We start from the raw sequence: 12554 nt of genomic DNA on the forward strand, positions 1-12554 counted from the left end.
CTAAATTAAAATATAAAAAGGTCTATCTCTGTCCGTTTACTCCATGATGGCTGAATAAGATTTTCGACGTTATCGATTTCTTATTATGGCGTTAGAAAAAGGGTATTCTACCAGAAGAAAGGGTTCCCATCTTTTATCTAATATTTTACTATCATTTATCTACTTCTTCAATGTAGTTACTAACGTGAGTATGGAGGACAAAAAGAAACTAGCAATGCAAGTGTTTTCATATAGATAATATAAAAACCCTATTAAACAAATGTCTAATAGGGTTTTTTATAGGCTAATTATTCTCCACTTACGTATGGTAGTAAAGCCATAGTACGGGCACGTTTAATAGCAATCGTTAATTTACGTTGATATTTAGCGCTTGTACCAGTTACACGACGAGGTAAAATTTTACCACGTTCTGAGATGAATTTTTTAAGTAAATCTACATCTTTATAATCGATGTGAGTGATACCGTTAGCTGTAAAGTAACATACTTTACGACGCTTTGCACGGCCACCTCTGCGTCCACCCATTGCCATGAGATTAACCTCCTTTTTATTATCAAAATTACTTTTTAGAACGGTAGATCATCATCTGAAATATCGATTTGACCGCTATTTGCAAATGGATCTTCATCCACTTTTGTATAATCTTGATTGTTTCTATTTGTTTGAGGTCGCTGATTCTGATAATTATTTGATCCTCCAAAAGGATTATCTTGTTCTCTTGGGGCTCCATAATTCATGTTGTCACTTCTATTATTACCAGAGCTGTTTCTAGGTTCTAAGAACTGAACACTTTCTGCTAATACTTCTGTTACATACACGCGTTTTCCGTCTTGTCCATCATAGCTACGAGTTTGAATACGACCATCAACACCTGCTAAACTCCCTTTTTTCAAGAAGTTAGCAACGTTTTCTGCTGGTTTTCTCCAAATAACACAGTTAATGAAGTCTGCTTCTCTTTCCCCTTGCTGGTTCGTAAAAGTACGGTTAACCGCAAGTGTGAAAGAAGCCACAGCAACTCCACTCGGTGTATAACGCAAGTCAGGATCCTTCGTTAGACGGCCAACAAGAACTACCCGATTCATCATCAGTTTCAACTCCCTTCCATTTTAAATGTTTCACGTGAAACATCACTTATCTATTATTATTTTGCTTCATCTTTAACTACGATGTGGCGAATGATATCTTCGTTGATCTTAGCTAAACGAGAGAATTCTTCAACCGCTACTGGTGCAGCGTTAACTTTTACTAATTGATAGTAACCATCGCGGAAATCATTGATTTCATATGCAAGGCGACGTTTACCCCACTCTTTTGATTCTGCTAATTCCGCTCCATTATCTGTAAGAATAGAGTTAAAACGCTCAACAAGAGCTTTCTTAGCCTCATCTTCAATATTTGGACGGATGATGTACATAATTTCGTACTTTTTCATCACTTTCACCTCCTTTTGGTCTAGACGGCCCACAATGGGCAAGGAGCAACTATACATTACTCACAATGTAAAAGTATAGCATACTTCATAATAAATAGCAATGCAGGAAAATGAGTCGATAACCTTTTAATTTTTATTAAATAAATATAAAAAGAACTAGCTCTTTTAAGCGTACTTTTGATTAAGATTACGACTGGATTGTATGACTGCATAGTAATCGCTTATTAACCCATCAAAAATAGTATCCCATGATTGTGTTAGAGCATAATTTCTAGCTTCTACACCCATTCTCAATCGCATCGTTTCATCTTCCAATAGCTCACTTATTGCATGAACAAAGCTCTCAGCATTTTGCTGTTCACATATTTTTCCATTCACATTATTTATTACAAACTCCTTTACCCCTCCTGCATTTGCAACGAGAGCCGGAATACCGCTAGACATGGCTTCTAATACAACATTCCCAAAAGTTTCTGTAAAGGAAGGGAAAACAAAAAGATCTGCTCCTGCATATATCCTTGCCAATTCTTCCCCCTTTATATAACCAGTTATTGTTATATTTTTTTGTACTCTCTCTTTTTCCCTCCAGGCTTCTTTGTTTGGCCCATCTCCAACAATAAGCCAATGGACCGAATCTTTGATATCGGAAGGACAATGAATAATTTTATTTAATGTATCTAAATCTTTCTCTGGAGCTAATCTACCTACATACAATAAAATATATTTTTCTTTTATTTGGTATTTCTTTCTTAGTTGTTCTTTAGCATCATGATCAGGCGCAAAAAGCTTAGAATCAATCCCTCGTCCCCAAACTTTTAAGCCATCAAAATGTAAAGATTCTAACTTTCTTTGTGTTTCTTTACTGGGGACAAATATTCTTTCGGTAGATTGATGAAACCATTTTAAATATTTCCATAAAAATGGTTCTAGCAAGGAGGCATGGTAGTATTTAAGATATTGATCAAAGTTGGTGTGATAGGAAGATACCACTGGAATATTTAATTTCTTAGCAGCAAATAACCCGTATAACCCCATCATATATGGTGTTGCTAGATGAATAAGGTCTGGTTGGAATTTTTTTAAGCTATTCTCTATTTTCTTTGGATTCGTAATAACAGTTCGGCATTCAGGATAAAGAAAAAATGGAAGACTTGGAAATTGGTTTATATTAGGGTATGTAGTAGAAGTTTTATTTTCAGGAGAATAAACTTGATAAGCTATTTGTTTGTTGTCAAAATGATCAGTAAGTCTTTTTAAAGTCTGAGCAACACCATTTACTTGAGGAAAATAAGTGTCTGAAAAAATGGCAATTTTCAAAAGCCTCACTCCCTTTTCAGCAAACTATTTTAGGTTATTTTTATTTTAGCAATCCAATACTTGGAGAGTTTTAAGGAATTGTAAAAAGATTGTACAGTTATCTTCTTACATATAAAAAATCACTCCCGCCGTTTCCTTAGCAGGAGTGATTTTCATATTTATTGTATTAAACGTTGAAACGGAAGTGGATAATATCTCCATCTCTTACTACATATTCTTTACCTTCCAAGCGAACTTTACCAGCTTCCTTCGCTGCAACCATATTGCCGCTCGCTAATAAATCCTCATAAGAAACGGTTTCAGCACGAATAAAGCCTCTTTCAAAATCAGAATGAATAATTCCAGCACATTGTGGTGCTTTCATCCCTTGTACAAATGTCCAAGCACGTACTTCTTGTACACCAGCAGTAAAGTAAGTTGCTAACCCAAGAAGATGATATGCCGCACGAATTAGCTGATCTAACCCAGACTCTTCAATGCCAAGCTCTTGTAGGAACATGTCTTTTTCTTCCCCTTCAAGCTCTGCAATTTCTTCTTCAATTTTTGCACAAATAATAATAACTTCTGCATTTTCATTTGCAGCAAATTCTTTTACCCTCTTTACATATTCATTATTTGCTGCATCAGCAATTTCATCTTCGCCTACATTCGCAACATATAATACTGGCTTAATGGTTAAAAGATGTAGCCCTTTAGCAATTTTTGCTTGTTCTTCTGTAAACTCTACTGTTCTTGCTGGTTTTTCCTCTTCAAAAGCAGCTTTTAATAGTTCTAATACTTCTAATTCAGCAACTGCTTCTTTATCTTTTTGTTTCGCCATTTTCCCAACTCGGGCAATTCTTTTTTCTACCGATTCTAAATCAGCAAGAATTAACTCTAAATTGATTGTTTCTATATCAGAAATAGGATCTACTTTTCCTGAGACATGGGTAATATTATCATCCGCAAAACAACGTACTACTTGGCAAATTGCATCTACTTCACGAATATGAGATAAGAATTTATTACCAAGCCCTTCTCCTTTACTTGCCCCTTTCACAATTCCGGCAATATCTGTAAATTCAAAAGTAGTAGGTACTGTTTTTTTCGGTTGTACTAATTCTGTTAATTTTGTTAAACGATGATCAGGTACTTCTACAATTCCAACGTTTGGATCAATTGTACAGAACGGATAGTTTGCTGATTCTGCACCTGCTTGTGTAATTGCATTAAATAATGTAGACTTACCAACATTGGGTAAACCAACTATTCCAGCAGTTAACGCCATTATGCCACTCCCTTATATAAACTTTCTACCTCTATCGTACAAACTAGAAAGTAATTTCATTATTATTATAAACCTCTAACAATTATAGTTTTAACGAGAGAAAAAGACAAGTAGTGTTCCCTTTCCCATCAATAAAAAGACTACAAATATTATTTGCAGTCTTTTCTAAGAAAAATAATCTATCTATTCTTGCTCATGCTTTACTAAAACCTTTTTCATTTTCCTTGCAAATTCTCTTCGCGGAATAAGAACACTATGCCCACATCCCTCACATTTAATACGAATATCCATTCCTAATCGTATTATTTTCCAGCGGTTTGTACCGCAAGGGTGGGCTTTTTTCATCTCAACGACATCATTTAGTCCAAATTCTTTCTGTTCCATAATACCTCCTAAAAAATAAATTACTGTGGTTGCGAATACATGACTAATTTGGGGACAGGACTTTCAATTCCATTTTCATCTAAAACATTTTTTATTTCTTTCCTTAATATCCTTGCGATAGCATGATGCTTCGTTGGCAGTGTTTCCGCTACAACACGAATGGTTACTTCTGCTGCTTGAATATTTTGTACCCCTAATAATTCAGGAACGCCAACAATATCTTCATATTGCTCTGGTAATTTTTCGATTAGTTCCAGTATTACTTTTTCTGCTCGATTAATATCACCTTGATAAGCAATACTTACATCTACTATCGCTTTACTATTATTGATGGAGAAATTCGTTACATCCACAATGCTTCCATTCGGGATAATGTTTACCTCTCCAGTAAATCCTTTTATTTTTGTTGTACGTAATCCAATTTCCTCGACTACGCCCTCGTAAGTTCCTATACGTACTTGATCTCCAACAGAAAACTGGTCTTCAAAAATAATAAAAAATCCAGTAATAATATCTTTTACAAGGCTTTGTGCTCCAAAACCAATGGCTAAGCCGACAATTCCCGCACCTGCTAATAATGCTTTAACATCAATATGAAAGACAGATAATGCCATCATGATAGCTATGAAATAAACAACATAAGTAATCGTGTTTTCTAATAGCTTAATTAATGTTGCTTCCCTTCTTTCAGATACTCGTAAGGCAGAATGTGTTCTTACTTTAAATATATTCCGTACTGCAGCCTTCCCTATCCTGATGATAATTCCGCTTATTAGGAAAATAAGGACGAGTTTTAGTGCTCCAACGCCGACATCCCTCCACAAATTCTCATTCATAAGATTATCTATACCTTCTTTTATATTCTTATCCATTTAGAACACCTCTAAATAAAAACTTCTACTAGATTATTTTCCTTTTATCCCCTATTCATGCAAGGTAATAAATAAAGCACTTTCTATAAAGTTAAATCAAATAAAAAATAATGCTAACTATTTTTCTATTTTACTCTTTAAAAGCATCATATTGGGTAAGTTTATTTTAACAGTTTTTCTATTTGCTTTGTAGTACGATATTTCCTAAAACAAAGGACTTTTGCCCTTATTATCATGAAAGTTTCTCCTATTTGTCTCACTCTTTTTTCCTTTATTTTCATGGATATGTATAGAATATGCCTCTTTTCCATATACTGAATACTACAATAATTATGCTTAAAAACAACTAATGGTTCGATAGATTTTCATTCTTGATGGTTGGCCAAACATCAATCAACTCAACTTAATAATTGCTTTCTTCTATAGATTTTATCGAATCCTAAATAAAAGGAGTAGATTCAATGACCTTATATTCCAGCCTTTTCGAAAAAAATGAACTTCCCATTAGAATAGCTCATGATGAACAATTAGCAGCCTTTAAGATAGCAGATTCATTAGCTAAACATTTGCCATCCGTTTCAATCAATCAGCCAATTGTCTTTATTTGTATTGGAACTGATCGTTCTACTGGAGATTCATTAGGTCCGCTTATTGGTACCTTGTTAAGCGAAAAGAATATTTCTCCTTTTCATGTTTACGGAACACTAGATGATCCAATTCACGCTCTTAATTTAGAGGAAAAATTAAGAGAAGTGTATAAAAAACATCAAAACCCTTACATTATAGGTATTGATGCTTGCCTTGGCAGAATGAAAAGTGTAGGTATCGTCCAAATTGGTGATGGGCCAGTAAAACCGGGCAGTGGTGTTAATAAAGAGCTTCCTCCTGTAGGAAATATTCATATTACAGGGATAGTAAATATTAGTGGTTTTATGGAATTCTTGGTTCTTCAGAATACTAGATTAAGCTTAGTATTAAATATGGCCAAAATCATTTCCAAAGGCATTTATCATACTAGCCTTCGCTATATGCATACTAGAGAAGCTCAGGAATATCAAGCGAAGGAAGAACCTGTTTAATCCCTACTATTTTATTGCTAATATAAAAGCCCCCTAAAAAAGGTTTAGTTCACATACAAGGTAAACTCCCCTTTCTTAGGTGGCTTTTTTACTTTTCATTTTCTAATTCAAATAATTGAAGAATACGCGCTAAGTCATCTTCAGAGAAAAATTCAATTTCAATTTTCCCTTTATTTTTCTTCTGTTTAATATGAACAGTAGTACCAAATCTTTCACGCAGAAACGATTCTTGCTCTTTTAAAAAGACATTTTTCACAGGCGCTTTTTCTTTTTTTGTTTCACGTGAAACATTCTCATTTAGTTGCTGAATTAATTGTTCCAGCTGACGCACGTTTAATCCGTCTTTAATAATTTTATCAACTATTGCTGGAAGCTTATCTTTATTTTTCAAACCTAATAAAGTTCTTCCATGTCCCATGGATATTTTACCGTCAGAAATATAATTTTGCACAGCCTTCGGAAGAGTCAATAAGCGAACGTGGTTGGCAATATGGGGTCTGCTTTTCCCTAAACGCTTTGCAAGTTCCTCTTGAGTCAGCTTTAACTTCTTCATTAAAGTCTGATAGGCATGTCCTTCTTCAATAGGAGATAAATCTTCTCTTTGAAGATTCTCTAGTACTGCTAATTCCATCATTTGTTGCTCTGTTAATTGACGGACAACTGCTGGAACTGTCTCTAACTTAGCTTCTTTAGCTGCTCGATATCTACGTTCACCAACAACTATTTCATAGCCTTTAATACTCTTTCTAACGATTATCGGTTGAAGAATTCCGTGTTCTAGTATAGAAAGCTTCAATTCTTCAATCGCTTCCTCATCAAAGAATTTTCTAGGCTGATAAGGATTCGGACGTAATTCATTTAGACTTATTTCTTGAACATTTTCTTCCTTCTCCACATCTATTTTAGGAAAAAAGGCATCTAATCCTTTTCCAAGTCCTTTAGCCACTAGTAACCACTTCCTTCGCAAGGTCCAAATATACTTCTGCACCACGTGATTTTGGATCGTAAATGATAATTGGTTCCCCATGACTCGGTGCTTCTGATAATCGAATATTTCTTGGAATAATTGTTTTATAGACTTTGTCTTGGAAATACTTTTTAACCTCTTCAATAACTTGTAAACCTAGATTTGTTCTAGCATCTAACATCGTTAGCAGCACACCCTCTATGGCCAAATCATGATTTAAATGTTTTTGAACAAGTCGAACTGTATTTAGTAATTGACTTAATCCTTCTAAAGCATAATATTCACATTGAACTGGAATTAATACCGCATCTGAAGCTGTTAATGCATTAATCGTTAATAACCCTAAAGAAGGAGGACAATCTATTAATACGTAGTCATAGTTATGTTTGACTTCATCTAATGCCCTTTTTAATCTAACTTCTCTCGAAATAGTAGAAACAAGTTCTATTTCCGCCCCAGCTAACTGAATAGTAGCTGGAATAACATCCAAATTCTCTACATTTGTCTGCTTAATCACCATACTTGCTTCTAGATCATCGACTAACACATCATAGATACAATGATCAACATCAGCTTTTTCAATACCTACACCACTAGTGGCATTTCCTTGTGGATCAATATCTACTAATAGTACACTTTTCCCGATATATGCTAAACAAGAGCCAAGATTGACTGATGTAGTTGTTTTTCCAACTCCACCTTTTTGGTTAGCAACAGTAATAATTTTACCCATGATGTCACCTACCTTTAATTCCATACTAGCTACGAAATATAAATCGACGCAAGATGGCTACTTAATATAAAATGATTGAACTGTTTATAGCTCTTTAAAACTATAAAACAATTTATTAGTAAAAAACAGAATAGACTACAACATGGCTCATTTCCTACCTATTGTAATCACGTATATTATTTTATCATGAAAACTTCTAAATATCGTTATTTTTTCTTTTAATCTCGATTAATGATGGTAAGTGAAAAGAAACTCCTACAATAAAACAAGTGAGAAAACCTTATTAATAAAAGCATTTTTGGAGAATTCCCTATTTGATTGGGTCTAAAAAAAATCATCGTAAATAAGCAATGGAGGTTTTAATTTTTATTTGTGGTGTCCTTTGAGGAAAAAAATCATCCTATGAAAAAGTGAGAATCAGCATAATTAGCTATTATTCTCACAAAAAAGTATGCTCTGTTAAATCAATATAATGACGAAAAGGAATTCTTAATACAAGCGGAATTTAACAGAGCTTAAAAATTACAAGGAAGTATAAATAATTATGCTATATAAAAATCTATTATTTCTTTTTCGGTATTTTAATCGTAAATTGGTAAAAATCTTCAAATTCTTCTTCTTCAGCATTCAGATTAATACCACTATCAGAAACCATATTTAATGATTGTCGGATTGTATTTACAGCTATCCGCATATCTTTACTAAAAGCCTTTCTTTTTGGCTTTGGCTTCTGCTTCGTCTGTTCGAGCATTCTCACTACACGCTCTTCTGTTTGCTTTACGTTTAAGCCCTTTTCAATGATTTCTTGTAAAAGCTGGATTTGTTTTTCGCGTTCTTTTAAAGGAATCATCGAACGAGCATGACGCTCAGAAATCTCTTTATTCAATAATGCTTCTTGAATTTCTTCTGGTAATTTAAGAAGTCTTAATTTATTCGCAACAGTCGATTGCCCTTTCCCTAATCTTTGCGCAAGGGCCTCCTGGGTAAGATTGTGCAGCTCTAATAATTTTCCATATGCAATTGCTTCTTCAATTGGAGAAAGCTCTTCTCTTTGAAGATTTTCAATAAGTGCAACAGACGCAGTTTCTGTATCACTCAAGTTTTTTATGATAGCTGGCGCTTCTTCCCAACCAAGCTTTTTCATTGCTCTCCATCTTCGTTCTCCAGCAATGATTTCAAATTTATCTTGCTCATACTCTCTAATTACAATTGGTTGAATAATACCATGGGTATGGATTGTACGAGCTAATTCTTCAATTTTTTCATCATCAAATACCGTTCTTGGTTGAAAACGGTTGGGAACAATCTGATGAATTGGGATTTTTCTAACTTCTTCACTGTTTCCCATATTCTCGATCTCCTCTTGAGCAGCATCTGCACCTAATTGACTAGCATCTTCTATTGGATCTCCCTTTTCGCCTAGTCCAAAAAATCGTGAGAAAGAAGGCTTCATCACCCTGCACCACCTTTACAAAACTCCCTATTAATTATTCTCTATATGAAACATTAATCCCTGCAAAGTCATCTAACTTATAGAAAGAAACTTCTCGAAATTTAATAGAATATGACAATTATAGGTATATTATATAGTAGATATGATAATTGATATAGTCCTAATCCTATGAATGATTATATCATTCTCTTTTTTCTTTCGTAATAGCTTAAAATTAATCGCCTTTTTTTATCGTCTTCATAGTAGGATTCCACCCCTTTTCATTTGACGAACTTAACTATATAGAGGGGTGGAAAAAGAGTATCTTCGAAAGACGCGAATTAGCTTTAAGACAGCTAACATCTCATCCTGTTAAATTGCTTAAGCTTACCCTACTCGATTGGTTCCTTATTAGGAGTTCCTGGTTTTCTAGGATACTTTTTAGGTGTTGGCTTTTCCTTTGCGATGGTGATGATATTTCTTTCGCTTTCTTCCATTGGCAAGAAAAAGGCATGTGTTTCATTCACCTTTCCTCCTAATAGGTTTACAGCCTTTTTTCCAGCTGCCAGTTCTTCTTTGGCACTTGCTGCTTTCATAGCAACGAAAGTACCTCCAAGCTTTACTAGTGGCAGACAAAGCTCACTTAAGACGGAAAGTCTTGCTACAGCTCTGGCCGTAACAATATCAAATGTTTCACGATACTCCTTATTTTGGCCAAAGGTTTCTGCTCGGTCATGAATAAAGTTAACCTCTTCTAACTCTAAGACGGACGCTAGATGCTCAAGAAAGTGAATTCTTTTCTTCAAAGAGTCAACAATTGTTACCTTTAAATCAGGAAAGACAATTTTTAAAGGAATACTTGGAAAGCCAGCCCCAGCTCCCACATCACATAGCTGTGCAGGACGATGAAACCCTTCATAGTAAAATCCAGCAGTAATGGAATCATAAAAATGCTTCAAATAAACATCTGATTTATCCGTAATAGCTGTTAAATTCATTTTTTCATTCCACTCTACTAATGTTTCATAGTAGAGCTCAAACTGATTTATTTGCTTTTCCGATAAAGTGATTCCTTTATCGGAGAGCATTTGAATAAATTCTTCCGTATTCATGCATGAACCCTTTCTATCCAGAGATTAAACTCGAGCAATTTTCCCTTGTTCTAAATAAACTAATAAAATGGATATATCTGCTGGATTTACCCCAGATATTCTTGATGCCTGTGCAATGGACAATGGTCGAACTTTTTTTAGTTTCTGTACTGCTTCTGTTGCAAGACTAGAGATAGCATCATAATCAATGTTCTCAGGAATTTTTTTATTCTCCATTTTCTTTAGTCTTTCTACTTGCTGTAAGGATTTCTCAATATAGCCTTCATACTTTATTTGAATTTCTACTTGCTCTTTTATATCTTCCGTTAATTCTATATCACTAGGTGCCAGTCCTTCAATATGACTATAATTCATTTCAGGTCGCTTTAATAGGTCTCCTGCTCTTATGCCATCTTTTAATTCACTGCCGCCTTGTTCTTTAATAACATTTTGAACTTGTTCATTTGGCTTTAGCATGACTTCGCTTAAACGTTGCTTTTCTTTTTCAATTAATTGCTTTTTCTCCGAGAATTTCGCGTAACGCTCTTCAGAAATAAGACCAATTCTATGGCCAATATCCGTCAAACGCAGATCTGCATTATCATGGCGAAGTAATAAACGATATTCTGCTCGAGAAGTTAAAAGACGGTAGGGTTCATTTGTGCCTTTTGTAACTAAATCATCAATTAAAACGCCAATATACGCATCAGAACGACTTAAAATAACTTCTTCTTTTTCTAAAGCATTTAAGCCTGCATTTATACCAGCCATTAATCCTTGGCCTGCTGCCTCTTCGTATCCTGAAGTTCCATTGATTTGACCAGCAGTATAAAGATTTTTAATTTTCTTTGTTTCCAATGTTGGCCATAGCTGTGTTGGCACAATAGCATCATACTCAATTGCATATCCAGCACGCATCATTTGTACATTTTCTAATCCCGGTATCGTTCTTAGAATTTCCTGTTGAACATCTTCAGGCAAGCTTGTGGATAATCCTTGCACATAAACTTCTTGAGTATTTTTCCCCTCTGGCTCTAAGAAAATTTGATGTCTTGGTTTATCGTTAAATCGCACCACCTTATCTTCAATTGATGGACAATAACGTGGTCCAGTTCCTTTAATCATCCCTGAATACATTGGAGAACGATGTAAGTTTGCATCAATAATTTGATGTGTTGTTTCATTTGTATATGTTAACCAGCAAGGAAGCTGTTCTGTAATAAATTTCGTTGTTTCATAAGAAAATGCTCTTGGAACATCATCCCCTGGCTGTATTTCTGTTTTAGAATAGTCAATAGTATGACTGTTTACACGAGGAGGTGTTCCTGTTTTAAAACGTACTAAATCAAAACCGAGCTCCTGTAAATGCTCCGATAATCGAATGGAAGGCTGCTGGTTATTCGGACCGCTTGAATATTTAAGCTCCCCTAAAATAATTTCGCCGCGAAGATATGTTCCAGTAGTTACGACAATCGTTTTTGCACGATACGTAGCACCCGTTTTCGTAATGACACCTTTTGCAACTTGATCCTCCACTATTAATTCTTCTACCATCCCTTGAATTAATGTCAGATTTGGTTCATTTTCTAATGTCTTCTTCATTTCATGTTGATACATATATTTATCTGCCTGAGCTCTTAGTGCACGGACTGCAGGTCCTTTTCCTGTATTCAACATCCTCATCTGAATGTAGGTTTTATCAATATTTTTACCCATTTCGCCGCCAAGTGCATCAATTTCTCTAACAACAATCCCCTTAGCCGGTCCTCCCACAGATGGATTACATGGCATAAAAGCAACCATATCTAAATTAATTGTTAACATTAATGTTTTGGCGCCCAGTCTTGCTGCTGCAAGTCCTGCTTCACAACCTGCATGGCCTGCACCAATAACAATTACATCATAATTTCCAGCTTCGTACTGCATCATGATGCCTCCTTCTTTCTAAGTCTTTCTTTTAGCTTGTTTTCGAGGCTCTGTA

At 34.9% G+C, this 12554-nt stretch carries 13 protein-coding genes; 1 reads left to right on the top strand and 12 read right to left on the bottom strand.

Going from position 1 to position 12554, the window contains the following annotated elements:
- Positions 1-287: 287 nt before the first annotated feature.
- The 7 genes from rpsR to MHH96_RS05610 form a co-directional block, all read right to left on the bottom strand.
- Complete coding sequence (gene rpsR, locus MHH96_RS05580; protein WP_047944615.1) at positions 288-524, bottom strand: 30S ribosomal protein S18; 237 nt, start codon at positions 522-524, stop codon at positions 288-290.
- A gap of 41 nt (positions 525-565) precedes the next feature.
- Entirely contained in the window at positions 566-1084 is a 519-nt protein-coding gene (ssb, locus tag MHH96_RS05585) for a single-stranded DNA-binding protein (protein ID WP_047944589.1), read from the bottom strand.
- 56 nt (positions 1085-1140) lie between these two features.
- Positions 1141-1431 (bottom strand): 30S ribosomal protein S6, encoded by a 291-nt coding sequence (gene rpsF, locus MHH96_RS05590; protein WP_047944590.1) that lies wholly within the window; start codon positions 1429-1431, stop codon positions 1141-1143.
- 165 nt (positions 1432-1596) lie between these two features.
- Complete coding sequence (locus MHH96_RS05595; RefSeq protein ID WP_095321876.1) at positions 1597-2748, bottom strand: glycosyltransferase family 4 protein; 1152 nt, start codon at positions 2746-2748, stop codon at positions 1597-1599.
- A 166-nt stretch (positions 2749-2914) separates the two neighbouring features.
- Positions 2915-4015 carry a redox-regulated ATPase YchF gene (ychF, locus tag MHH96_RS05600; protein WP_061797253.1) on the bottom strand — a complete coding sequence of 367 codons (1101 nt, stop codon included), beginning with the start codon at positions 4013-4015 and terminating at the stop codon, positions 2915-2917.
- 183 nt (positions 4016-4198) lie between these two features.
- Complete coding sequence (locus MHH96_RS05605) at positions 4199-4399, bottom strand: DUF951 domain-containing protein (protein ID WP_047944593.1); 201 nt, start codon at positions 4397-4399, stop codon at positions 4199-4201.
- A 20-nt stretch (positions 4400-4419) separates the two neighbouring features.
- The gene (locus MHH96_RS05610) at positions 4420-5271 is read right to left on the bottom strand and encodes a mechanosensitive ion channel family protein (RefSeq protein ID WP_341116883.1); all 852 of its coding nucleotides are present in this window, start codon (positions 5269-5271) and stop codon (positions 4420-4422) included.
- Between the two features lie 461 nt (positions 5272-5732).
- Here MHH96_RS05610 and yyaC point away from each other — a divergent pair, with 461 nt between their 5' ends.
- A complete protein-coding gene (gene yyaC, locus MHH96_RS05615; RefSeq protein ID WP_341116884.1) occupies positions 5733-6350 on the top strand; it encodes a spore protease YyaC in 618 nt (205 codons plus the stop codon).
- Between the two features lie 88 nt (positions 6351-6438).
- Here the strand turns inward: yyaC and MHH96_RS05620 are convergent, their stop codons facing one another.
- The 5 genes from MHH96_RS05620 to mnmG all read right to left on the bottom strand — a co-directional run bounded on the left by MHH96_RS05620 (position 6439) and on the right by mnmG (position 12499).
- Complete coding sequence (locus MHH96_RS05620) at positions 6439-7296, bottom strand: ParB/RepB/Spo0J family partition protein (RefSeq protein WP_061797255.1); 858 nt, start codon at positions 7294-7296, stop codon at positions 6439-6441.
- Positions 7289-8050 carry a ParA family protein gene (locus MHH96_RS05625; RefSeq protein ID WP_047944597.1) on the bottom strand — a complete coding sequence of 254 codons (762 nt, stop codon included), beginning with the start codon at positions 8048-8050 and terminating at the stop codon, positions 7289-7291. Before MHH96_RS05625 ends, MHH96_RS05620 begins: the two co-directional genes overlap by 8 nt.
- Positions 8051-8612: 562 nt before the next feature.
- Positions 8613-9503: a nucleoid occlusion protein gene (gene noc / locus MHH96_RS05630; protein WP_047944598.1), complete on the bottom strand. Its 891-nt coding sequence runs from the start codon at positions 9501-9503 to the stop codon at positions 8613-8615.
- A 371-nt stretch (positions 9504-9874) separates the two neighbouring features.
- Positions 9875-10594: a 16S rRNA (guanine(527)-N(7))-methyltransferase RsmG gene (gene rsmG / locus MHH96_RS05635; protein ID WP_047944599.1), complete on the bottom strand. Its 720-nt coding sequence runs from the start codon at positions 10592-10594 to the stop codon at positions 9875-9877.
- 24 nt (positions 10595-10618) lie between these two features.
- Positions 10619-12499, bottom strand: coding sequence for a tRNA uridine-5-carboxymethylaminomethyl(34) synthesis enzyme MnmG (mnmG, locus tag MHH96_RS05640; protein WP_095258366.1), 1881 nt, complete (start codon positions 12497-12499; stop codon positions 10619-10621).
- Between the last annotated feature and the right edge of the window lie 55 nt (positions 12500-12554).

The organism is Niallia sp. FSL K6-0212 (assembly GCF_038007605.1).
In the GTDB taxonomy this organism is placed as follows: domain Bacteria; phylum Bacillota; class Bacilli; order Bacillales; family Cytobacillaceae; genus Niallia; species Niallia circulans.